Origin of the sequence: Variovorax sp. (genome assembly GCF_035634955.1) — a bacterium.
In the GTDB taxonomy this organism is placed as follows: domain Bacteria; phylum Pseudomonadota; class Gammaproteobacteria; order Burkholderiales; family Burkholderiaceae_C; genus Variovorax.
The window spans coordinates 78,811-101,170 of record NZ_DASQBZ010000026.1; the positions used below are offsets into that span (position 1 = coordinate 78,811).

24 protein-coding genes are annotated in these 22,360 nt (G+C 69.5%); 5 read left to right on the plus strand and 19 right to left on the minus strand.

Translation table 11 applies throughout. From position 1 onward, the window contains the following. The first annotated feature begins 131 nt into the window (after positions 1–131). Positions 132–692, plus strand: a complete 561-nt coding sequence (locus tag VES41_RS17600; protein ID WP_324819701.1) for a hypothetical protein — start codon at positions 132–134, stop codon at positions 690–692. 124 nt (positions 693–816) lie between these two features. On the opposite strand, the gene VES41_RS17605 is transcribed toward VES41_RS17600, so the two are convergent. The 14 genes from VES41_RS17605 to VES41_RS17670 form a co-directional block, all read right to left on the minus strand. Continuing rightward, positions 817–1,809: a 2-dehydropantoate 2-reductase gene (locus tag VES41_RS17605; protein WP_324819703.1), complete on the minus strand. Its 993-nt coding sequence runs from the start codon at positions 1,807–1,809 to the stop codon at positions 817–819. Between the two features lie 22 nt (positions 1,810–1,831). After that, on the minus strand, positions 1,832–2,629 hold the full coding sequence (locus VES41_RS17610) for a class II aldolase/adducin family protein (protein WP_324819705.1): 798 nt from the start codon (positions 2,627–2,629) through the stop codon (positions 1,832–1,834). 22 nt (positions 2,630–2,651) lie between these two features. Further along, entirely contained in the window at positions 2,652–3,647 is a 996-nt protein-coding gene (locus tag VES41_RS17615) for a Bug family tripartite tricarboxylate transporter substrate binding protein (protein WP_324819707.1), read from the minus strand. A gap of 48 nt (positions 3,648–3,695) precedes the next feature. Beyond that, positions 3,696–4,529 carry a 4-hydroxy-2-oxoheptanedioate aldolase gene (hpaI, locus tag VES41_RS17620; RefSeq protein WP_324819709.1) on the minus strand — a complete coding sequence of 278 codons (834 nt, stop codon included), beginning with the start codon at positions 4,527–4,529 and terminating at the stop codon, positions 3,696–3,698. A gap of 50 nt (positions 4,530–4,579) precedes the next feature. Further along, positions 4,580–5,380 (minus strand): 2-oxo-hept-4-ene-1,7-dioate hydratase, encoded by an 801-nt coding sequence (gene hpaH, locus VES41_RS17625; RefSeq protein WP_324819711.1) that lies wholly within the window; start codon positions 5,378–5,380, stop codon positions 4,580–4,582. 6 nt (positions 5,381–5,386) lie between these two features. Next, positions 5,387–5,797: a 5-carboxymethyl-2-hydroxymuconate isomerase gene (locus VES41_RS17630; protein ID WP_324819713.1), complete on the minus strand. Its 411-nt coding sequence runs from the start codon at positions 5,795–5,797 to the stop codon at positions 5,387–5,389. A 19-nt stretch (positions 5,798–5,816) separates the two neighbouring features. Then, positions 5,817–6,680 (minus strand): 3,4-dihydroxyphenylacetate 2,3-dioxygenase, encoded by an 864-nt coding sequence (gene hpaD, locus VES41_RS17635; protein ID WP_324819715.1) that lies wholly within the window; start codon positions 6,678–6,680, stop codon positions 5,817–5,819. A 10-nt stretch (positions 6,681–6,690) separates the two neighbouring features. Next, positions 6,691–7,662: a tripartite tricarboxylate transporter substrate binding protein gene (locus VES41_RS17640; RefSeq protein ID WP_414719174.1), complete on the minus strand. Its 972-nt coding sequence runs from the start codon at positions 7,660–7,662 to the stop codon at positions 6,691–6,693. Between the two features lie 114 nt (positions 7,663–7,776). Further along, positions 7,777–9,246 carry a 5-carboxymethyl-2-hydroxymuconate semialdehyde dehydrogenase gene (gene hpaE / locus VES41_RS17645; protein ID WP_324819719.1) on the minus strand — a complete coding sequence of 490 codons (1,470 nt, stop codon included), beginning with the start codon at positions 9,244–9,246 and terminating at the stop codon, positions 7,777–7,779. After that, positions 9,243–10,001: a fumarylacetoacetate hydrolase family protein gene (locus VES41_RS17650; protein WP_324819721.1), complete on the minus strand. Its 759-nt coding sequence runs from the start codon at positions 9,999–10,001 to the stop codon at positions 9,243–9,245. The genes hpaE and VES41_RS17650 overlap by 4 nt, the downstream gene beginning before the upstream one ends. Continuing rightward, complete coding sequence (locus VES41_RS17655; protein WP_324819723.1) at positions 9,998–10,618, minus strand: fumarylacetoacetate hydrolase family protein; 621 nt, start codon at positions 10,616–10,618, stop codon at positions 9,998–10,000. Before VES41_RS17655 ends, VES41_RS17650 begins: the two co-directional genes overlap by 4 nt. After that, positions 10,615–11,049 (minus strand): homoprotocatechuate degradation operon regulator HpaR, encoded by a 435-nt coding sequence (hpaR, locus tag VES41_RS17660; protein ID WP_324819726.1) that lies wholly within the window; start codon positions 11,047–11,049, stop codon positions 10,615–10,617. The genes VES41_RS17655 and hpaR overlap by 4 nt, the downstream gene beginning before the upstream one ends. A gap of 104 nt (positions 11,050–11,153) precedes the next feature. After that, on the minus strand, positions 11,154–12,146 hold the full coding sequence (locus VES41_RS17665; RefSeq protein ID WP_324819728.1) for a tripartite tricarboxylate transporter substrate binding protein: 993 nt from the start codon (positions 12,144–12,146) through the stop codon (positions 11,154–11,156). A gap of 46 nt (positions 12,147–12,192) precedes the next feature. Then, a complete protein-coding gene (locus VES41_RS17670) occupies positions 12,193–13,863 on the minus strand; it encodes an FAD-dependent oxidoreductase (RefSeq protein WP_324819729.1) in 1,671 nt (556 codons plus the stop codon). Between the two features lie 75 nt (positions 13,864–13,938). On the opposite strand from VES41_RS17670, the gene VES41_RS17675 reads away from it, so the two are divergent. The 4 genes from VES41_RS17675 to VES41_RS17690 all read left to right on the plus strand — a co-directional run bounded on the left by VES41_RS17675 (position 13,939) and on the right by VES41_RS17690 (position 18,447). Next, entirely contained in the window at positions 13,939–14,841 is a 903-nt protein-coding gene (locus VES41_RS17675) for a LysR family transcriptional regulator (protein ID WP_324819731.1), read from the plus strand. A 27-nt stretch (positions 14,842–14,868) separates the two neighbouring features. Further along, complete coding sequence (gene radA / locus VES41_RS17680; protein WP_324819733.1) at positions 14,869–16,263, plus strand: DNA repair protein RadA; 1,395 nt, start codon at positions 14,869–14,871, stop codon at positions 16,261–16,263. A 106-nt stretch (positions 16,264–16,369) separates the two neighbouring features. Then, positions 16,370–17,962, plus strand: coding sequence for a BCCT family transporter (locus VES41_RS17685; RefSeq protein ID WP_324819735.1), 1,593 nt, complete (start codon positions 16,370–16,372; stop codon positions 17,960–17,962). A 35-nt stretch (positions 17,963–17,997) separates the two neighbouring features. Beyond that, complete coding sequence (locus VES41_RS17690; protein ID WP_324819737.1) at positions 17,998–18,447, plus strand: glycerate kinase; 450 nt, start codon at positions 17,998–18,000, stop codon at positions 18,445–18,447. Positions 18,448–18,456: 9 nt separating this feature from the next. Here VES41_RS17690 and VES41_RS17695 read toward each other — a convergent pair whose 3' ends face one another. From VES41_RS17695 to VES41_RS17715, 5 genes are read right to left on the minus strand one after another with little or no spacing between them, the layout of a single operon-like run. Further along, positions 18,457–19,008, minus strand: coding sequence for a DNA-binding protein (locus VES41_RS17695; protein ID WP_324819739.1), 552 nt, complete (start codon positions 19,006–19,008; stop codon positions 18,457–18,459). A gap of 31 nt (positions 19,009–19,039) precedes the next feature. After that, the gene (locus VES41_RS17700) at positions 19,040–19,366 is read right to left on the minus strand and encodes a hypothetical protein (RefSeq protein ID WP_324819741.1); all 327 of its coding nucleotides are present in this window, start codon (positions 19,364–19,366) and stop codon (positions 19,040–19,042) included. 2 nt (positions 19,367–19,368) lie between these two features. After that, the gene (locus tag VES41_RS17705) at positions 19,369–20,103 is read right to left on the minus strand and encodes an orotate phosphoribosyltransferase (protein ID WP_324819743.1); all 735 of its coding nucleotides are present in this window, start codon (positions 20,101–20,103) and stop codon (positions 19,369–19,371) included. Beyond that, the gene (locus VES41_RS17710) at positions 20,100–21,071 is read right to left on the minus strand and encodes a helix-turn-helix transcriptional regulator (RefSeq protein WP_324819745.1); all 972 of its coding nucleotides are present in this window, start codon (positions 21,069–21,071) and stop codon (positions 20,100–20,102) included. Before VES41_RS17710 ends, VES41_RS17705 begins: the two co-directional genes overlap by 4 nt. Then, complete coding sequence (locus tag VES41_RS17715; protein WP_324819747.1) at positions 21,068–22,360, minus strand: hydantoinase/carbamoylase family amidase; 1,293 nt, start codon at positions 22,358–22,360, stop codon at positions 21,068–21,070. The genes VES41_RS17710 and VES41_RS17715 overlap by 4 nt, the downstream gene beginning before the upstream one ends.

Here is a 22,360-nt window from a genome sequence, read left to right on the forward strand (position 1 = left end):
GGGAGAACGCCATCCGCGACCGAAATTCCGCTTTGCGTGCAATGTCGCTGCTGGCTGCAATCGTGTTGAGCGGATGCGTGCAGCCCCCTTCCCATACGCCAGCCACGCAGCCTCCAAAGGATCCTGCTGCCATGACCATGACGATGACCATGACCATGACCATGACCATGACCTCACCGCTGAAGGCAGCGCAGCCCAGAGCGGAGCAGGCGCTGCGCCGCTTGCTGACGCTCATTCGTACAAGCCAGTCGATCGATGACTTCACCCCTGGGCGGCTGGAGGCCGTGATGGAGAGGCCAGTCCAACGCTGGAGCGAGACATACGGCTTCCTGGAGCGCTTGACCTCGCAATGGACGTATGTGTTCGTGGTCAGAAACGAGGACCGCCCGCAAGTGGAGTTCAGCTTTCGAGAACGCCCGGGAAGCTACCCGCCCATGACGGACATCTGTCAGTTGAACTACGACGCCTTCGCAGGCGAACTGGAGGCGATGGGCTACCGCCGCGAGTCCCACTACGATTCCCCACCGCAAGCGCCGCATGGTCAGCCTCAATTGCGACATGGGGGGTTGCTCTACGAGCGATTCCATCGACCTTCCAGCTCGCCCGGGTTGCGGATAAAGGTCTATCCAAGAGGCGAAGGCGTGGCAGATTCACCATCCCGAGTCTGCGTCAAGACGGTCTGGGTCGGCTGACCAGGAGAGGTCGATCGGCAGGAGCAATTGGCTGCGCAGGCCCTGCTGGAGCGGCAGCAGGTAGAGCAAGAGCTCGGACGGCACTTCAAGTCGCGCGCGAGGCGCTACGAACGGCGTCTGCCCGTTACGTTGCGCTTGCGGCGTACAGCCCCAGCCCGCGCGCATGCAGCCGTGCCAGGCCCAGCAGCGCGTCGATGTGGGGTGTCGGCACGCCCGTGATCTGGCCCAGCTCGCGCACTGACGAGACCAGTGCGTCCAGTTCCACTGCGCGGCCGCCTTCGACGTCCTGCAGCATCGAAGTCTTGAAGCCGCCGAGCTTGCGCGTGACCGCGTGCCGGTCCTCCGGGCTCTCGGCGATCGGCACGCCGATGCGCTCGCCGATGGCCTTGGCCTCGAGCATCATGGCGGAGATGTAGCCGCGCACCAGGTCGTCGTCGAGGATCTTGTCGGTGGTGGCGCGGGTGAGCATGCTGATCGGGTTGACCGTCATGTTGCCCCACAGCTTGTACCAGACGTCCTTCTGGATCTGCGGCGACAGCCTGGCGTCGAAGCCGGCACGCTGCAGCAGTGCGTGCAGCGCCTGCGCCCGGGGCGTGGCCTGGCCCGACGGCTCGCCGACGATCAGCCCGTTGCCGAAATGCAGACGCACCCGGCCCGGCGCGTCCAGCGAGCAACTGGCATGCACCACGCCGCCGATGACGTGGCGCGCCGGGATGGCCGCGTCGATGGCGCCGGCCGGGTCGACCGCGGCCAGCCGCCGGCCGCTGAACGCGCCGCCGAAGCCGCCCGCCAGGAACCACCACGGAACGCCATTCATCGCCGTGAGCACGATCGTGTCGGGGCCGACCAGCGGGCCGATGCGCTCGGCCACCGCCGCCAGCGCGGGCGCTTTCACCGCGATGACCACGAGGTCCTGCGGCCCCAGCGCGGCCGGATCTTCGGCCGCCCGCACCGGCACCGAGACCGACTCCTCGCCATGCGCGAGCGACAGACCGTCCTTGCGCAGCGCCTCCAGCGTCGCGCCGCGCGCCACCACCGACAGTTCGCAGCCGGCCTGCGCCAGCTTCACGCCCATCCAGCCGCCGATGGCGCCGGCACCGTAGATGCAGACTTTCATGCCGTGTGTCCTGTGCGCCGCATCATTGCTTGTACGTGGCGTCGATGCGGTCGACCTGCCGCACCAGGGCGTCGAACACGTCGCGTCCGGCGCCATGGTTGGGATTGAACTGCAGCGCGTCCTCGGTGCAGCGCGCGGCCACCGCCTCGCCCACCGGGATCGGGGCTCCCATCGACAGCGTGGCCATCTGGATCTCGCAGGCGCGCTGCAGCGTCCACAGGATGGCGAAGGTCTGCTCGAGCGTCTCGCCCCAGGCCAGCAGGCCGTGGTTGCGCAGGATCACCGCCGGCTTGTCGCCGATGCTCCTGAGCAGGCGCGGGCCCTCGTCGGCATGGATGGTGATGCCTTCGAAGTCGTGGTACGCCACCATGCCGTGCAGTTGCGCCGTGTAGAAGTTGTTCTGCTGCAGCCCGCCCTGCAGGCAGGCGACGGCCACGCCGGCCGTCGTGTGCGTGTGCATCACGCAGTGCGCCGCCGGCAAGCCGTCGTGGATGGCCGCATGCACGGTGAATCCGGCCGGATTCACCGGCCAGCGCGAGCCGTCCAGCACGCGGCCCTGCAGGTCGATCTTCACCAGGTTGCTGGCCGTCACCTCGCTGTAGTGCAGGCCGAAGGGGTTGATGAGGAACTGCTTCTCGCCGCCGGTGACGCTGTCGGGCAGGCGCACCGTGATGTGGTTGTAGATCATCTCGGTCCATCCGAGCATGGCGAAGATGCGATAGCAAGCCGCCAGCTTCACCCGCGCGGCGCGCTCGTCGGGATGGATCGAGGGATGCATCAGGGTGCCGGGCGGCGCGATGGTGCTGGCTGGGGCGTTCATGTCGTGGTCCTTGCGGTTGGGGTCAGGTCTCTGCGGTGAAGCCGACCTGCTTGACGATCGGGCCCCACTTGGCGGTGTCGCTCTTGAGCAGTTCCGCCAGTTCGGCCGGCGTGCTGGACATGGCCTCCAGGCCGAAGGTGGCCAGGCCGTCGATCACGTCCTTCTGTGCCAGCGCCGCCTTGGCCGCGGCATGGGCGCGCGCCACCACCTCGGGCGACGCCTTGGCCGGCAGCAGGAAGGCGAACCACTCGCTGTGCGTCGCGTTGTGGATGCCCTGTTCCTCGAACGTCGGCACGTCGGGCGCGAAGCGGCTGCGCTTCTTGCCCGACACGCCCAGGATGCGGATCTTGCCGCTCGACAGATGCTGCGTGATGTCGCCGATGGGGCCGGACACGCCCGAGATGTTGCCGCCCAGCAGGTCGAGCATGGCCGGCTGGGTGCCTCGGTAGGCGGCGTGCTTGAGGTCGACGCCCGCGCCCTTGCCCAGCAGGGCCCCGATGAAGTGCGGCGTGGAGCCGGCCGCCGGCGAGCCGAAATTGGCGCCGGCGGGGTTGGCCTTGGCCCATGCCAGGAACTCGGGCACCGACTTGACCGAGGCCGGCACGGCCGGCCCGACCACGAAGCCGAAGTCGAACTGGCAGGCCAGCGTCAGCGGCGTCAGGTCGGTCAGCGGGTCGTACGGCAGCTTCTTGTAAATGTGCGGATAGATCGTCAGCATCGACGTCGGCGTCTGCAGGATGGTGGCGCCGTCGGCGGGCTGGCCCTTGACGTAGCTGACCGCGATCTGGCCACCGGCGCCGGTGCGGTTCTCCACCACCATCGCCTTGGCATAGCTCGGCTGCATGGCCACGGCGACGCGGCGGCAGGTGGTGTCGGAGGTGCCGCCGGCGGCAAAGCCGGTGATGAACCGGGCCGTCTCGAAGGGCGTGCCGCCCTGGGCGAGGGCGTGCCGGCCCAGGCCGGCGAGGAGCGCGCCGGCGCCGGTTCCTTGAAGCAGTTGGCGGCGGGTGAAAGGCATGGGAGGGTCTCCGTCAGGTTCTGTTGTGGATGCGTCCCGCACCAGGGTTCAGTATCCCGAAGCCTGCGCCGCCTGCGGCGCGTCCGTGGGATTCCTGTATCGGGCCGCCAGTTGGCGGCAGGCGCCGGACAGCACGATCGTATCCACACCGACGGCCACGAACCGCGCGCCGGCGTCCAGCCATTTGCGCGCCTGTTCCTCGGTGGTCGACAGGATGCCCGCCGCCTTGCCGGCGCGCTGGATGCGTCCGATCGCGTCGGCGATGGCCGCCTGCACCTGCGGATGGTCCGGCCGGCCGACGAATCCCATGGATGCCGACAGGTCGGCCGGGCCAATGAACACGCCGTCGACACCGGGCGTGGCGGCAATGGCATCGAGGTTTTCCAGGGCCTGCACCGATTCGGCCTGCACCAGGAGGCAGACCTGCTCGTTGGCCTCGTGCAGGTAGCGCGGGTAGGCCTGCCAGCGCGATGCTCGCGCCAGGGCGCTGCCCATGCCGCGGATGCCGTCGGGCGGATAGCGCGTGGCCGCGACGAGCCCTGCCGCCTGCTCGGCCGTGTCCACCATCGGCACCAGCAGTGTCTGCGCACCGATGTCCAGGAACTGCTTGATCAGCGCCGTGTCGCCCACCGGCACGCGCACCACCGGATGCGAGCGCGCGGCGTCGGGCGCCTGTGCCGACCAGGCGCTCGCGATGCCTTGCAACTGCGCCAGCACCGAGCGCAGGTCGTTGGGTGCGTGCTCGCCGTCGACCAGCAGCCAGTCGAAGCCGGTGCCGGCAATGATCTCGGCCGCGTAGCCGTCGGCCAGGCCGACCCACAGGCCGATCTGCGCCGGGCCCGACTGCAGGGCCTTCTTGAAGGTGTTGATGGGTGTGTGCATTCAGTACTCCATTGCGCAAGCCGCGTGAAGTGGGCTGGGCCGGCAGGTGGTCATGTGAACCTGAAGGCAATGCCCCCCAGCGGGCCGTAGTCCGCGTGGAAGGTGTCGCCGGCCTTGGCGGTGGCGGGGCGGGTGAACGAGCCGGCCAGCACCACTTCGCCGGCCGCGAGGTGCTCGTCCCAGGGCGCGAGCTTGTTGGCAAGCCAGGCGATGCCGTTGGCCGGATGGTTGAGCACGGCGGCGGCCAGGCCGGATTCTTCGACCTGCCCGTTCTTGTAGAGCAGCGCGCCGACCCAGCGCAGGTCGACCGCGTCCGGCTTGACCGGGCGCCCGCCCAGCACCACGCCGGCATTCGCGGCGTTGTCCGAGATGGTGTCGAACACCTTGCGTGGCGCCTTGGTGTGGCGGTCGAACTGCTCGATGCGCGCGTCGATGATCTCGATGGCCGGCACCACGTAGTCGGTGGCGGCCAGCACGTCGAAGATGCTCACGCCGGGCCCGCGCAGCGGCTTGCCCAGCACGAAGGCCAGCTCGACCTCCACCCGGGGGGCGATGAATCGCGTGAACGGAATCTCGCCCGGCTCGAAGAACATGTCGTCGAGCAGGGTGCCGTAGTCGGGCTCGTCGATCTGGCTCGACTGCTGCATGGCGCGCGAGGTCAGGCCGATCTTGTGCCCGCGCGGCGTGCGCCCTTCGGCGATCTTGGCCTTGACCCATTCGCGCGAGATGGCGTAGCCGTCCTCGATCGTCATGTCCGGATGGCGCTTGGAGAAATGCTCCAGCTGCACACGCGCGCGCTCGCTCTCGTGCAGTTCGGCGGCCAATTGGCGGATGATGTCTGGCGCAAGCATGGTCGTTCAGTCCTTCTTCTGGAACAGCGGATGCAGGTTGCCGACCTTGCCGTCGAACACCTGTCCGGGCGCTTCGTCGATCTGCAGCGTCACGCCCACGTGGCGGCGCGCCAGCAGCGGCTCGAAGTGCTGGCGCACGCGCGCCACCAGCGCGTCCCCGCAGGCTTTGTGCACCACGGCGCTGCGGCCTGCGGCCATGCGCAGGTTGAGATAGACGAAGCCATGCTCGCCGCTTCCGTCGGCAACGGCGAAATGCGCGGCCGGGTAGGCCAGAACGCGCGTGCCGCCCACCGGAAACACGGCAACGCCGCTTTCGTCGCGCTGCGCGATCATCGTGTCGGCCAGGCCGCGGCACAGCGCGGCCATGTCGGTGTGCGGCTCGATGTCGGGGGTGTACAGGATCACCAGGTGCGGCATGTGCGGCTCCTCGTCGGGGTCAGGCGGGCAGCGGCGTCACCGGGAAGATCGCATTGATCTGCCCCGTGCCCGAGCTGCCGAAGTAGGGCGTGACGATTTCCACGGGCGCCGCATAGCGGTCCCAGCCCAGCAGGCCGAGCAGCATCGCGGTGTCGTGCATGTCGCCTTCGCCCCAGCACTTGTCGGCATACATGGGCAGCATGCCGGTGAAGGTTTTCCAGTCGCCGGCCTTCCACAGCTCGACCACGCGCTGGTCGACCTGCTCCAGGAACGGGTCGTACACCTTGTGCATGAACTCCGGGGCGCGCCCGTTGTCCGCGAAGTGGTGGCTCAGGCTGCCGCTGGCGAACACCGCGACCTTGCCGTCGTAGCGCTCCTCGATGGCGCGCCGCACCGCCAGGCCGAAGCGGCCCGACTCGTGCAGGTCGTGCCAGTCGCACCAGCCGCTGACGCTGATCACCTTGTAGTGCCGGTCGGCGTTCATGTAGCGCATCGGCACCAGCGTGCCGTACTCCAGTTCCAGCGTCGTGTCGGAGTGGGCGCGGCTCTTGACGCCCATCTCGTTGGCCACGTCGGCGATCAGGTGGCCCAGCCCCGGATTGCCGTCGTACGCGTAGGGCATGTTCTTGATGAAGTGCGGCAACTCGTTGCTGGTGTAGGTGCCCTCGAACTTCGGCCCGCAGTTGATGTGGTATTCGCTGTTGACCTGCCAGTGCACGTCGAACACGACGATCGTGTCCACGCCGAGCGCACGGCAGCGGCGGTCGATCTCCTTGTGGCCGTCGATGGCGGCCTGCCGGCAACCGAAGTTGGGCCCGGGAAACTCCGACAGGTACATCGACGGCACGTGGGTGATCTTGGCGGCGAGGGCGAGTTGGCCCATGGCGTTTCTCCTAGGTGTCCAGCGTGATGCCGCCCTTGCGGATCACGTCGGCGTACTTGGCGATCTCGCTGTCGACGAAGGCAGCGAACTGCGCGGGCGTGCGCGCCATCGAGGCGATGCCGCCTTTCTGGAGCGCGGCCGCCACGGCCGGCGCCGCCAGCGCGCGATTGACCTCGGCGTTCATGCGCTGCACCACCGCATCGGGCGTGCCCGCGGGCGCCAGCAGCCCGTTCCACGAGTTCGACTCGATCGGCACGCCCTGCTCGGCGAGCGTGGGGATGCCCGGAGCGTACGCCGACCGCTGCAGCGTCGCCATGCCCAGCGCCACCAGCTTGCCCGACTCGACGTGGCTGCGGAACTCCGGCCAGTTGCCGAACATCATCGTCACCTGCCCGCCCAGCAGGTCGGTCAGCGCCGGGCCCTGGCCCTTGTACGGCACGTGCACCAGCTCGATGCCCATCTGCTGGGCCAGCATCGCGCCCGACAGATGGGCCGAGGTTCCGTTGCCGAAGGACGCATAGCTGAGCGTGCCCGTTCCGGCCTTCGCGGCCGCGCGCAGGTCTGCGAGATTCTTCAGGCCGCTGCCCGGGTGCGTTGCCAGCACGTGCTCCGACAGCCCCATCAGCGCCACGGCGCGCAGGTCGCGGCGCGAGTCGTAGGGCAGCTTCCTGACCAGCGTCTGGTTGGCACAGAAGCTGTTGGCAACCGTCACGAAGTTGCTGCCGTCCGGCGCGGACTTGGCGACATAGTCGACGCCGATCACCGTACCGGCGCCGGGCTTGTTGTCGATGATCACCGGCTGCCCCAGGGCCCTGCCCAGTTCGGTGCCGATCAGCCGGGTGACGTAGTCGGTGGTGCCCCCGGGCGGGAACGGCACGACCAGGTGGACCGGCTTGCCGGGCCACGCGGCTTCGGCGTGCGCCAGCAGCGAAAGGGGCAGGGCGCCGAGCGCCGCCGCCTGCAGGAGCCGGCGCCGCGCAATCGCGCCATTCAAAGCGAAGTCAGCCATGGGATCGGACCTTGGTTACGAGAAGCAATCCCCTCGAGGGGAGGGTTTGGGAGGGGGAGCGCAGTGCGCCCGCAGGGGCAAGGCATCTCATGCCCGACCCCAGTGCGGAATGTGATGCGATCCGAGCGACACCGCCACGTTCTTCGGCTCGCAGAACACCTCGTAGCTCCAGGTGCCGCCCTCGCGTCCGGTGCCGCTGGCCTTGGTGCCGCCGAACGGCTGGCGCAGGTCGCGCACGTTCTGGCTGTTGACGAAGCACATGCCGGCTTCCACCGCGGCGGCCACGCGGTGCGCGCGGCCGATGTTCTCGGTCCAGACGTAGCTCGACAGGCCGTACTGGATGTCGTTGGCCAGCTCGATGGCGTGGGCTTCGTCCCTGAAGGGGATCAGGCAGGCCACCGGCCCGAAGATCTCGTCCTGCGCGATCTTCATGCGGTTGTCCACGTCGGCGAACACGGTCGGGCCGACGTAGTTGCCGTTCCTGACGCGGTCGGGCAGGCCGTCGGGCGTGCCCGTGCCGCCGCACAGCAGCGTGGCGCCTTCCTTCGGGCCCAGCTCGATGTAGCTGCGCACCTTGGCCAGGTGCGCCTGGCTGATCATCGGGCCGATGATGGTCGACTCGTCGAGCGGGTCGCCCACGCGGATGCGCCTGGCGCGCTCGACGAACTTCGACACGAAGTCGGCATAGATCGACTGCTGCACCAGGATGCGGCTGCCGGCAGTGCAGCGCTCGCCGTTGTTGGAGAAGATCATGAAGACCGCGGCGTCGAGGGCGCGCTCGAGATCGGCGTCGTCGAAGATCACGAACGGGCTCTTGCCGCCCAACTCCATGCTGAACTTCTTCAGGCCGGCCGACTTGACGATGCGGTTGCCGGTGGCGGTCGAGCCGGTAAAGCTGATCGCGCGCACGTCCGGGTGCGCCACCAGCGGTTCGCCGGCGTCCTTGCCGTAGCCATGCACGAGGTTGAGCACGCCGGCCGGAATGCCCGCCTCCAGTGCCAGTTCGCCCAGGCGAGCGGCGGTCATGGGCGAGAGCTCGCTCATCTTCAGCACGGCGGTGTTGCCGAAGGCCAGGCACGGCGCCACCTTCCAGGTGGCCGTCATGAAGGGCACGTTCCAGGGGCTGATCAGCGCGCACACGCCCACCGGGTGGAACAGCGTGTAGTTCAGGTGCGTGGGCGTCGGATAGGTGTGGCCGTCCACCCGCGTGCACATCTCGGCGAAGTAGTAGAAGTTGTCGGCTGCGCGTGGCACCAATTGCTTGCCGGTCTGGGCGATGACCTGGCCGCAGTCGTTGGTCTCGGTCTGCGCCAGCTCCGGCACGTGCCGGGCGATCAGGTCGCCCAGCTTGCGGATCAGCTTCGCGCGCTCGGGCGCCGGCAGGCCCGCCCACTTCGGAAAGGCGGCCTTGGCTGCGGCCACGGCGGCGTCCACCTCGGCCTGGCCGCCGCAGGCCACCTCGGCCAGCACTTCCTGCGTGGCGGGATTGATGGTTTCGAAATAGTCTCGGCCGGCGACGTGCTCGCCGCCGATCAGGTGATCGATCCGGGTGGTCATGGGGTTCCTTGGATGGTGTTGACCAGCGCGCCGACGCGCTCGATCTCGGTGACGATCACATCGCCCGGGCGGCAGTCCGCCACGCCGTCGGGCGTGCCCGTGAGGATGAGATCGCCCGGAGAGAGCGTCATGAAGCTGGAGAAATACTCGATGAGGAAGGGCAGGTCGAAGACCATGTCGCGCGTGTTGCCTGACTGCGTGACCTGGCCGTTGACGGTGGTGCGCAGGTCGAGGTTCATCGGGTCGGGCACGTCGGCGGCGTCGACCAGGAAGGGCCCCAGCGGCGTGCAGGTGTCGCGGTTCTTCACCCGCAGGTTGGGCCGATACCAGTTCTCGAGGTAGTCGCGGATGGCGTAGTCGTTGGCCACCGTGTAGCCGCCGATGAAGTCATACGCGTCGTCGCGCCTGACCTTCTTCGCGGTGCGGCCGATCACCACGGCCAGCTCGCATTCGTAGTGCATGAACTGCACCTGCGCCGGCCGTCTCGTGAACTGGCGATGCCCGATGAGCGCACCCTCGCCCTTGACGAACACCAGCGGCTCCTCGGGCGCCTTGCTGAAAGCCAGCTCCTTGGCATGGTCGGCGTAGTTCAGGCCCAGCGCGAGGATGGTGCGTGCGCGTGGCGTGGGCGCCAGCGGCGGCAGCCAGGTGACGGCGTCGAACTCGAACGCCTCGCCGCTGGCCAGCAGCAGGCGGCCGTCGCGCTCGGTGGCATCGTGCGTGACGCCCTGATGGATGACGCGTGCGCGCTTCATGGCTGGCCTCCGACGAGGGTGTTGCTCAAGACATCGAAGCCGGGCGCGACGATGTCGACGCGCTGCCCGGCGCGCGCCAGCGGCCGGCCGGCATTGCAGCCCAGCATCAGCACGTCGCCCGCACGCAGCGTCATGAAGTCGGCGACGTCGGCGAGCAACTGCGCGGGCGGACGCACCAGCTCGGAGAAGTCCGCGCGCTGGCGGGTCTGGCCGTCGATGCGCACCTCCAGCGAGAACGACGCCGGGTCGGCCCCGTCGGTGCGCAGCGCCGCGCCGATGCCGAGGAATCCGTCCAGGCACTTGTACTTCACCGGCGGGCGATAGAAGCTGGCGTGCGGGATCGACAGGTCGTTCATCAGCACGCAGCCGGCGACGCTCCCGCCTTCGCCCATCACCAGGCCGATGGTGGCGCCCACCTCGACCGCCTGCACCCCCGCGGGCAGCGCGATCGGCGCGCCTTGCGGCGAGAAGGTGTTGGCGGTCTTGACGTAAAGGACGGGCGCCTGCGGCGGCGCCTTGTAGGGCGGCTCGTTCATCTGCGGCGCGAGCGCTTCCTGCTCGGCGCGGAAGTTCAGCAGCACGCCGTAGACGGTGCCGGTGGGGAGATAGGAGGTCACGAAGGCTGTTCCAGTGCGATGAGTTCGTCCAGCAGCGCGTAAAGCTGCGAAAGCTTGTCCTTGCCCAGCGAGCTTTCGAGCCAGGCGTAGTGGGATTCGATGGTGGAAGACAGCTGCCGCACCAGCTTGCGCCCAGCCGGCGTGGCGTCGATCAGGCTGCGCCGCGCGTCTTGCGGGTCGCGATAGCGTTCGACCAGGCCGTCGCGTTCCATGCGCGCCAGCACGCCGGTCAGGCTCGGGCCGAGGATGAAGGCCTCGCGCGCCACCCGCCCGGTTTCGACCGCGCCGTGCTCGCCCAGCACGCGCAGCACGCGCCATTGCTGGTCGGACAACTGGTGCTCGCGCAGGCTCGGCCGGGTATGGGCCATGACGGCCTCGCGCGCCTGCAGCAGCAGGCGGGGAAGGTTGCGGTGGACGAACGAGGTGCTCACGAAGCGGCGGGCCGAAGTAGATATTTAATATATTAAATAAATGACGCGCCGCTATGCGGGTTATCCCGCAGGACGGCGCGGCGTCGCCGAGTGCGCGGTGCAGATCAGTCGAGCGTCGCGCCGGCCGCAAGCACTACCTTGCCCCAGCGTTCCGATTCGCTGCGCATGTAGGCGCCGAGCTGCTCCGGCGTGCTCGAACCCGCCTCGAAGCCCTGGCGCAGCAGCGCCTCGCGCACCTCCGGCAGGCCGACGATGCGGACGATCTCGCGGTTGAGTTGCTGCACCGTCGCCGCCGGCGTGCCGGCCGGCGCGACCACGCTCTGCCAGGCCACGGCCTCGAAGTCGCGCGTGCCGGCGACGCCGGATTCGGCCACCGTCGGCACGTCGGGCACCGAGGTCTGGCGATGGCCGGACGTGACCGCCAGTGCGCGCAGGCGGCCATCGCGCACGTGCGGCAGGGCAGGCGCCAGGTCGGTGAACATCAGTTGCAACTGGCCGCCAAGCAGGTCCGCGAGTGCCGGCGCGCTGCCGCGGTAGGGCACGTGCGTGAAGTCCACCCCGGTGGCAGCCTTGAACATCTCGGCGCCCAGGTGCTGCGGGCTGCCGTTGCCCGCCGACCCGTAGCTGAGCTTGCCGGGCTGCGCCTTGGCCAACGCCACCAGTTCGGCCAGGTTGCGCGCCTGCACGGAAGGATGCACCACCACCATCAGCGGCACCGAGCCGAGCAGCGCGACCGGCGTGAAGTCCTTGGCCGGGTCGTAGGGCAGCTTGCGGTACAGCCACTGGTTGATGGCCAGGGTGGTGCTGGTGGCGACCAGCAGTGTGTTGCCGTCCGGCGCGGAGCGCGCCACGTGGCTGGCGGCGATGGCCGTGCCAGCGCCTGGCTTGTTGTCGACGATGACGGTGCGGCCCAGCGCCGTGCCCAGGTGCTGCGCCAGCAGCCGTCCGAGCATGTCGGTGGTGCCGCCGGGCGCGTAGGGCACGACCAGGGTGATCGGACGGTCGCTTTGCGCGAGCGCGGGCAGGGCGGCGGCACCGCCCAGGGTGCCGGCAGCGGTCAGCAGGCCCAGGCGGGCGAGGGCTTGGCGTCTTTGCATGGTTGTCTCCTTCGATTCGGTTTCGGGGCCAGGTGGGCGGCGGCGCTCAGGCTACGGCGGCGCCGCGTATGCGATCGACAAGCGCCGTGGCGTCGTCCGGACAACGGTCGCCGCGCCAGGCGACGTGCTGGTCCGGCCGCGACAGCACCAGTGGCCGGTCGTACAGTCCGGCGGCGTCGGCCGAATCCAGGTCGAGCAGGGTCATCGGCACGCCGCGCTCGGCGGCAGCGGCCAGCAGCGGCGCGGCGTCGACCGCAGGGTCGCGCCGCAGCAGGGTATAGCCCGCGCCCATCGCGTCGTACAGCGAACGGCCGTCGCGCAGCCACAGGTGGGGCGTGCGGCAGCCGGGCACGGTGGACGGCTGGAACTGCGCCATCGAATAGGCGGGCGCGGCTTCGCCGTCGTAGGCGACGATCGGCGAGGCGTCGTAGAAGTAGCCGAAATTCAGCCCGGCGCAGCAATACTGCTGCACGTTCAGTGCGTACAACGTGCGGCCGGTCGCTTCGCGCACCGCGTCGCCCTCGGGTCCGGCGGCTTCGATGTTCGCCGGCACGCCCTCGCGCTCCTTCTGCAGCGCCACCGCATGGTTCATCGCGAAATGCGACACCTGCTCCGTGATGGGCAGCCGCTCGGCCTGGTAGGCGTCGAGAATGGCCGCCGGCGCCCAGCCCTGCACATGCGCGGCGAGTTGCCACGACAGGTTCATTGCATCGGCGATGCCGGCGTTCATGCCGTAGCCCGCCATCGGGATCCACAGGTGCGCTGCGTCGCCGCAGATGAAGACGCGGCCGTCGCGCAGGCGGTCGGCCACCAGCCGGCGCCCGATCCAGTCTTCCCTGGAAATGACCTCGTACTCGAACTGCGGCCCCACGCCCAGGATCTGGCGGATCGCCCAGTCGCGGTCGACCGAGTCGAAATCCGGCTCGTCCGAACGCAGGTAGTTGTGCACCAGCCAGGTCTCGCGCCCGTCGATGGCGTAGACGTTGCCGCTGCGCTGCGGGTTGATGGAGAAGGTGGCCCAGGCGCGGTCGTGCCGGGCCAGACCCAGCAAGGCCGGCGCGCGCAGGAAGGTCGACTGCACGCGGCCCACTTCCGCCGTGCCCGACAGCCGAGCGCCGATCTGTTTGCGCACGCCCGAGCGCCCGCCGTCGCAACCCACAAGGTACTGGCACCGGATGCGCACGCGCGCGCCGCCGTCCAGACGCGTGCCATGCGCGGTGACGCCGTCGGCGTCCTGCGTGAATTCGTCGATGCGCACCCGGTTGAGGATCTGCAGGCCCGGCGTCGCCTCGGCGTGGGCGAACAGGACCGGCTCCAGGTAGATCTGGTTGATGCGGTGCGGCGGCTCCGGCGTCGGCCACCAGGTGTCCGGCCCGTCGGAGGCGGTGTAGCGGTCCTGGCGCGCGGGGATCGGAATGCGCGAGAGTTCCTCGCCGGTGAACCGCGTTCGGTACGCAACGTCGTTCGGGTAGTCGGCCGGCAAGCCGGTGGCGCGCAGTGCGGCGGCCACGCCGAGGCGACGGAAGATCTCCATCGAGCGCGCCGAGACGTGGTTGCACTTCACGTTCGGCGGCTCGCCGCGGTGGCGGATCTCGGCCACCAGCACCTGGATGCCGCGCTGCGCCAGGTCGGTCGCCAGCGTCAGGCCCACCGGGCCGGCGCCGACGACCAGCACTTGCGCCTGCAGGCTGTCGTTCGTCGTGTCTGTGTCTTGCATGAAGACGCATTAGAGGCAATCCGGCGCTTCTGCAAAAATGAAACTTCGATGGCCATAAATAAAGAAACTTTATCAATGCGCGACACGCCCTCGATCCGCCAGTTGCGTGCGTTCGCGGCCGTGTACAGGCTGGGCCAGCTTTCGGCGGCGGCGCGTCAGCTGTCGCTGACGCAGCCGGCGGTCACCGTGCTGCTACGCGAACTGGAAGACAAGCTGGGCGTTCGCCTGTTCGACCGCACCACGCGCTCGCTCCAGCCGACCCAGGCCGCCGTCGAGGCGATCGTCCACGCCGAACGCGTGCTGGCCGAGTTGCAGGACATGCACGGCGCCATGGCCGAACTCGCCTCGAGCCGGCGCGGCCGCCTGCGGGTCGCGGCCACCTCGACCGTGGCGCAGACGCTGCTGCCGGGCGCCTTGCGGCGCTTCGGCGCGCAGCATCCGGGCGTGCGCGTGGTGGTCGACGATTGCGCGCCCGGCGAGTTCGTGCAGCGCATCGCCAGCGGCCGCGTCGACCTGGGCATCGGTACGCTCGAGACGGCAGTGCCGGCACTGGTCGAGCGCGTGTTCCTGCGCGAGCCGCTGGTCGCCGCAGCGCCCGCCAGCGGGTCCTTCCAGCCCGGACGCGACATCACGTGGAAGGCCTTGGCCCGCCTGCCGCTGGTGACCGTGCGCGCCGGCTACGGCGTGCGCCAGCGCATCGAGCGTGCCGCGGCGGAGGCGGGCGTGACGCTGCAGGTGACGCAGGAGGTGTCGCTGCTGACCACCGCGCTGGCGCTGGCGGCGGCCGGTCTGGGCGTGGCCGTGGTGCCTGCCTCCGTGGCGGCGCGCATGGCCTGGGGTGACATGGCGGTGCGGCGCATCACGCGGCCCACGGTGACGCGGACGGTGGCGGTCGTCTCGCTGGCCGGGCGTTCGCTGCCGCCGGCCGCCGAGGCATTCGCCGGGCTGCTCGAATCCGGCTTCAGGTCCACGGACTGAGTTCGCGCCATCGGGCACACTCGGCGCATGGCCAAGGAGAAGACCCAATACGTGTGCGGCGAATGCGGCGGCACCAGCCCGAGATGGCTCGGCAAGTGCCCGGCTTGCGGCGCCTGGAACACGCTGGTGGAGCAGGCGCCACCGGCCGCGCCGACCGGCGGCAACAACCGACTGAGCCAGCCGCAGTTCGCTGCGCTGGCTGGCGTTTCGGAGCTGATGCTGTTGTCCGAGATCGAGGCCGTCGACGTGGCGCGCACGCCCACCGGCATCGCCGAACTCGACCGGGTGCTCGGCGGCGGCATCGTCGCCGGGGGCGTGACGCTCATCGGCGGCGACCCTGGCATCGGCAAGTCCACGCTGCTGCTGCAGGCGGTGGATGCGCTGCAGCGCGCCGGCCAGAACGCGCTGTACGTCACCGGCGAGGAAAGCGGCGCCCAGGTGGCGATGCGCTCGCGCCGGCTGCAGCTGGCGCAGTCCCAGGTGCAGGTGCTCGCCGAGATCCAGCTGGAGAAGATCATCGCCACGCTGGACAGCACCCGCCCGGCCATCGCGGTGATCGACTCCATCCAGACCGTCTACTCCGACCAGCTCAGCTCCGCCCCCGGCTCGGTGGCGCAGGTGCGCGAATGCGCAGCCCACCTCACGCGCTTCGCCAAGACGAGCGGCACGGCGGTCGTGCTGGTGGGCCACGTGACCAAGGAAGGTGCGCTGGCCGGACCGCGCGTGCTCGAGCACATGGTCGATACGGTGCTGTACTTCGAGGGCGACACGCATTCGAGCTTCCGCCTGGTGCGCGCCATCAAGAACCGCTTCGGTGCGGTCAACGAGATCGGCGTGTTCGCCATGACCGAACGCGGCCTCAAGGGCGTGAGCAATCCCAGCGCCATCTTCCTGAGCCAGCACAGCGAGCCGGTGCCCGGCAGCGTGGTGCTGGTCACGCTGGAGGGCACGCGGCCGATGCTGGTGGAAATCCAGGCGCTGGTCGACAACGGCGGGCCCAGTCCGCGTCGCCTGTCGGTGGGGTTGGACCGCGAGCGGCTGGCCATGCTGCTGGCGGTGCTGCACCGGCATGCCGGCGTGGCCTGCATGGACCAGGACGTGTTCGTCAACGCCGTCGGCGGCGTGCGCATCGGCGAGCCGGCGGCCGACCTGGCGGTGATGCTGGCCATCAGCTCGTCGCTGCGCGGCAAGCCGCTGCCCAAGGGCTTCATCGCCTTCGGCGAGGTCGGCCTGGCGGGCGAAGTGCGGCCCGCGCCGCGCGGCCAGGAGCGCCTGCGCGAGGCCGCCAAGCTCGGCTTCTCGGTGGCCATCGTGCCCAAGGCCAATGCACCCAAGCCGGGCGCGGCCGGCTTCGAAGGGCTGGTGCTGCATCCGGTCGAGCGCATCGAGGAGGCGCTCGCGGTCGTGCGCGGCCTCGACTGATCCGCCGACGCGCACGCCGATCGCCAAGTACCGGCGCGCGCGTGCATACTCGCCTCAAAGTACAAGCGCGGGCCGCATCGGCCCGGCCATAAAGTCAGGAGCGAGCATGCAACTCATTGTTTCCGCCGGCGTCATTGCCGCGATCGTTCTCTGGGGGCTGGTGTCGCCGGCTTCGCTGGGCAGCTTCTTCAACACCGCGCTGGCGGACATCTCGCACAACTTCGGCTGGTTCTATCTGTGGCTGGTGCTGGGCCTGGTGGTTCTGGCGGTGTTCCTGGCGGTGACCCGCTACGGCGACCTGAAGCTTGGCGACCACGACGACGAGCCGGAGTTCTCGCTGCACGCCTGGTTCGCCATGCTCTTTGCCGCCGGCATGGGCATCGGGCTCGTCTTCTTCGGTGTGGCCGAACCGGTCTCGCACTACAGCACCCCGCCCGAAGGCGTCGTGCCCAACACGCCCGAAGCCGCGCGCGCGGCGATGCGCTATGCCTTCTTCCACTGGGGCCTGCACCCCTGGGCGGTGTACGGGGTGGTGGGCCTGGCCATCGCCTTCTTCACCTTCCGGCGCAATGCCTCGCCGCTGATCAGCTCGGTGACCGAGTCCCTGCCGTGGGCCCTGGTGCGCAAGCTCTCGCCGGCCTTCAACGTGCTGGCCATCGTGGCCACCGCATTCGGCGTGGCCGCCTCGCTCGGCGTGGGCGCGACGCAGATCAACGGCGGGTTGCATGCGGCCTTCGGCGTGTCGGTCAACTCGGTGAACCAGTCGATCATCATCGTGGTGACCACGGTGCTCTTCATCACGTCGGCGGTCACCGGCGTGGAGCGGGGCGTGAAATACCTGTCCATCGGCAACCTGGTGCTGGCGGGGCTGCTGGCGCTGTTCGTGCTCGTGGTGGGGCCGACCATCGCCATCGTCGACACGCTGACCAACACGCTCGGTTCGTACCTTTCGGAGCTGGTGCGCATGAGCCTGCGCATGACGCCGTTCGTCGACAGCACCTGGGTGGGCGACTGGACCATCTTCTACTGGGCCTGGTGGCTGGCATGGTCGCCCTTCGTCGGACTGTTCATTGCCCGCGTCTCCAAGGGGCGCACCATTCGCGAGTTCATCATGGGCGTGGTGCTGGCACCGACGCTGGTGGGCTTCGTGTGGTTCTCCATCTTCGGCGGGACCGCGCTGAACCTGGAAATCTTCCATAGCGTGCCGCTGGCCGAGGCGGTCAAGGACAACGTGGCCACCACGATGTTCGTCATGTTCAACGCGTTGCCGGCCAGCACGCTGCTGTCCATCGTCGCGACGGTGCTGGTGTTCGTCTTCTTCGTCACCTCCGGCGATTCGGCCACGCTGGTGCTGGGCACGATGAGCACCGGCGGCGATCCGAACCCGAAGGCCAAGGTGAAGATCATCTGGGGCGTGCTGGTGGCCGGCATCGCCATGAGCCTGCTGCTGGCCGGAGGCATCGACGCCCTTCAGGCGGCGACCATCGTGTTCGCGCTGCCGTTCTCCGTGGTGCTGGTGCTGATGTGCATCGCGCTGGTCATCGCGGTGCGGCAGGACTGGCAGGAAGAGGACGCGCGCGAACGCAAGCTGCACCGGCGCCTGCGCGAGTGGGTGAGCAAGGAGGAAACGGCCGCCGCCGGTGGTGGCGTGCAGCCGTTGGGCGACCAGCCGTCGCAGGCGCGCCGCGACGGACCGTGACGCGGGCCGCTCGGGCGCGGCGACAATACGGCCCCATGAACTTCAAGCAACTGTGGGTGCCCGTGCTGGGCCTCCTGATCCTGTTCGGCGCCTATCGCGCCTACGGCTGGCCCGGCGTCGCGCTCGCCGCCGGCGGCCTCGTCATGTTCCTGCTGCTCAATTTCAATCGCGCCGTGGCGGTGCTGCGGCGCGCCGCCGACCGCCCGATCGGCACGGTGGCCAGCGCCGTGATGCTCAACGTCAAGGTGCGCAAGGGCCATACCCTGATGCACGTCATCGCGCTGACCCGGGCGCTGGGCGAGCTGCGTTCGCCCAAGGGCGAGCAACCCGAGCACTACCGCTGGACCGACAACAGCGGCTCCTACGTGGATGCGCAGTTCATGAACGGCAAGCTGCAGGAATGGTCGCTCACGCGCCCGCAGGCCGATGCGCCGGAGGACACCGCCGCGGCCACCGCGGCCGACGAGACCACGCCGCGCGCGTGACCGCCGGGGTCAGGGCGGGGCTGGCCGCTGCTGCTGCCGGGCCAGCGCCTTCGCCACGAAGCCGATCACTTCGTCGAGGTCTTGCATGACGGGCATGGGCCGTGGCAGGAGCTCGAATGCGTCGGCAGGGCCGAAGCCAACGACCGGCTTGCCGAATGCCAGGCCGAGCCCGATCTCGTCGCGCGTGCCCTGGCTTCCCGGCAGGGCGATGACGACGTCGCTCGACAGGATGTTGACGTGGTTGCGCGTCAGCCGGCCGGTGTCGCCGTCCGTGGCGTCGAAGCGCGGCAGCGGCGTGACGATTGGAATTTCCACGAACGGATTGGGATAGCCGTCCAGCGGCGCGAAGCCGTGGGCCGCGTCGGACCGCGTCGGCAGGATGCCGATGCAGCGCCCCGGCCGGCCGGGGGTCTGGTGGAAGGCGCGGCTGACGCTGGTCATCACGCCGCCGCCGCCGCCGGTCAGCAGGTGATGGCCGGCCCGCGCGATCCACTGGCCCAGCGGTTCGGCCAGTTCGGGCCAGGCCTGCTTGCCCGAGCCCATGACGCCGATCACGGCCATGGAAAGTCGTGCCTGCGGTGCATCGCGCGGTTCAGAACTCGCGCACGTTCCATTCGTAGTCGATGGCCACCGAGTTGGCCGCGCTCAGCCGTTCGGCCGGGCCCTTGGACAGGGCGGACAACAGGCGCTGGTTGAACTCCACCAGCGTGTCCTTGGCCTTGTCGGCCAGTTCCGGATCGACGCCCTGGTCCTCGTACTTGAACACGTAGGCCTGGGCTGCGATGCCGACCACGAAATAGAGTGCGGCATTTTCCGGGTCGGTCTTCATCAACTGCAGCGCGCTGCGGCCGAAGGCCTTGAAGCCGTCGGTGCCGGAGGGTGCCTGCGCGAATGTCTCGGCGATTTCGGTGAAGGTCATGGTCAGGGCAATTGTCGTTGAAGGAGTTGTGGCGCGGGTGCCGCCGTGGCGCCGACGCCGCCGTGCGCGATCGACCAGCGCGCGGGATCCTGGACGAAGTTTCGCATCTCTTCCAGCGAGGCAGGCGGCAGGGCGTTCCGGGCAGACGCCACGTCGAGCACCTCGCGCCAGCTGCACAGCGCATGCGTGCGCACGCCTTGCGCGGCCAGCAGTTGCTCGGCGCCGAAGGTGCCGTAGCTGAACACGACGAACAAGTCCCGCACTTCGGCGCCGGCGCTGCGCAGGCCTTGCAGGAAGGCCAGTTTCGACTGGCCGGCCGCCATCATGTCGTCCACCAGCAGCACCGGCGCGCCCGGCTGCACGACCCCTTCGACCTGCGTCAGGCCGCGCGGCTTCTTGCGCACGTACTGAAGCGGCAGCTCGAGCGCGTCGGCGATCCAGGCGGCCAGCGCGATGCCGCTGGCCTCTCCGCCGGCGACGGCCCGCAGCCCGTCGAGCGCGCCGGCGGCATCGAGCTGCCTGCGCGCTTGCGCCAGCAGCGCAGAGCGGATCGCCGGAAAGGAGATCAGCCGCCGGCAATCCATGTAGACCGGGCTGGCCCAGCCCGATGGCAGGCGGAAGGGTTCGTCGGTGCGCGCCGAGACGCAGCCTGCATCGAGCAGCAGGCCCGCCATCTCGCGCCGCAATGTGTGTTCCTGCTCGTCGGCCACGCCGCCTCCTGTCGTTGTCGGTTTCATCGGATCCGCTCGACCAGCTGGCGCAGCATCTGCGCGCCGGCCTTGCCCTTGTACGCCTGTTTCCACAGGCGCGCGATCATGGCTTCGTGCATCGCCGTGGCTTCCGGCGACGCGGTCACGGTCGCGATGCCGTTGCGCACGTTGGGCAGCTCGCCCAGGCGGAACGGGCTGACGGCCACCACGTTGCGCTCCGGCCCCGCGAACAGCTGGAAGGTGGAGGAGGGCATCGCGTCGTCGATCAGGCCGATCTGCACGTGCAGCGGCTCGCTTTCCATCAGGTCGGCGATGCGTCGCACCTCGTGGCGCGCCGCCTCCACGCGCTGCGCGCGCACCGGCTCGGGCAGGTCCACGCGGCCGACCAGCCCGGTCAGCACGAAGCGCTCGAGTTCCCGCAGCCCGATCAGGCTCAGGATGTGCGGCCTGCGCCGCTCGAAATGGGCCTTGCGCTCGGCCATGATGGCCAGGATGTTGTCGATGTCGGCCAGCGGCATCGGCTTGCCGCCGACCCTTGGCGCGCCTTCCACCAGCATCTGGCGCAGGTGGCCCAGGTACTGGTCGGACGTGAGCAGCACCGAGATCGGCTCGAAATGCGCCAGGATGCGCTCGGCGCCCAGTTCGAGCTGGCGCATGCGCTCGAACAGCCCCAGCGCCGTCGGGTAGTACTCGACCTCCACGCCGAGCAGCGACGCGAGCGTCGTGCCCAGCAGCTGGGCCAGGCTCTCCAGCGTCTCGATCTTGACGATGTCGCCCTTTTCCATGCGATAGACCACCGCGCGCGACACGCCCAGGCGCTCGGCGACGTCTTCGGCCAGCAGCGAGGCGCCGACCCGATACGCCTTGAGCCGCTCGCCGATGGCGCGGTAGTCGACCCCGGACAGGGCCTTGTGCGCGCCGGCCGCGCCGGACGCTTCGGCGCCGCCGCCGTCTCCGGGGCCGTCGCCGGCCGGCAGCGCGCTGCCGGCCTTCATGGGCGGCCGGCAGCCGGCACGGCGGCCGGCTCCTGCGAAAGGCGTTCGATGGCGTCGCTCATGGCCTGCACGCCGAGCATGAAGTCGCCCATGTCCATGGCCTCGTTCGGGTTGTGCGAGCCGTTCTGGTTGCGCACGAACAGCATGCCGCTGGGAATGCCTGCGTTCGCGAACAGCGATGCATCGTGGCCGGCCCCGCTGGGCAGCACGTCGTGCGGCACGTTCAGCGCGGCGCAGGCGGCGTCGAGCAAACCGGCGATGTGCGCGTCCATCGTGGCCGGGGCGCTGAGCAGCCGGCGGTCGGGGCGGAACGCCACGCCGCGCTCGCGCGCCACCGCCGCCATCTCGGCCTGGGCCAGCTGGTAGAACCCTTCGAGCGAGTCGATGCTCTTGCTGCGCGCCTCCAGGCTGAAGGCGACGTGGCCCGGGATGCGCGAGATGGAGTGCTCAGCCGCATCGGTCTGCATGATGCCCGCGGTGACCACCAGGTCGGTGCCGCGCTCGAGCAGCTCGCGCCAGTGCTGGTCCAGCCGCATGATCAGGTCCGACACCGCGAACACCGCGTCGTGGCGCAGCCAGCGCGGCACCACGCCGGAGTGCTGTGCGTCGCCCACGCATTCGATGCGGTTGTGCCGCACGTTGCCGCGGATTCCCGACACCACCGCCAGCGGCCACTCGCGCGCCACCATGACGGGGCCCTGCTCGATGTGCAGCTCCAGGTAGGCGCGCACCTTCGACTTGTCGAACAGCACTTCCTGGCGCCGGATGCGCTCGACGTCGGCGCCGGCGGCGGCCATGCATTCGCCCAGGGTCTGGCCGGTGCTGCGCTGGCGCAGCTCGAGGTCGGCCGCCTCCAGCTTGCCCAGCAGCGCGCCGGAGCCCATGTAGGCCTTGCCGAACCAGGCGCTCTCCTCGCCGCGGAAGGCGATGGTGCGCACCGGCGGCGACTTGCCGCCGCCGGCCTTGCGGCGCGCCAGCACGCACAGCAGGCCGCACACGATGCCGGCAAGCCCGTCGAAGTTGCCTCCCTGCGGCACCGAGTCGATGTGCGAGCCGATCCAGACCGCCGGCGCCGCGGCGTCGACGTCCGGGTCGCGGATGACCAGGTTGGCGGCGGCATCGGCCTCGACCGCCAGCCCCTGGGCCAGCGCGAAGTCGCGCAGGTAGTCGCAGGCTGCGTTCTCGCCGCGGCCATAGCTCTCGCGCGTCACGCCGACGCCGTCGAAGGACAGGGCGCGGATGTCGGCGAAGAGCTTGTCCGCCAGCGCGCGGTGTTCGAGCAGGTTCAT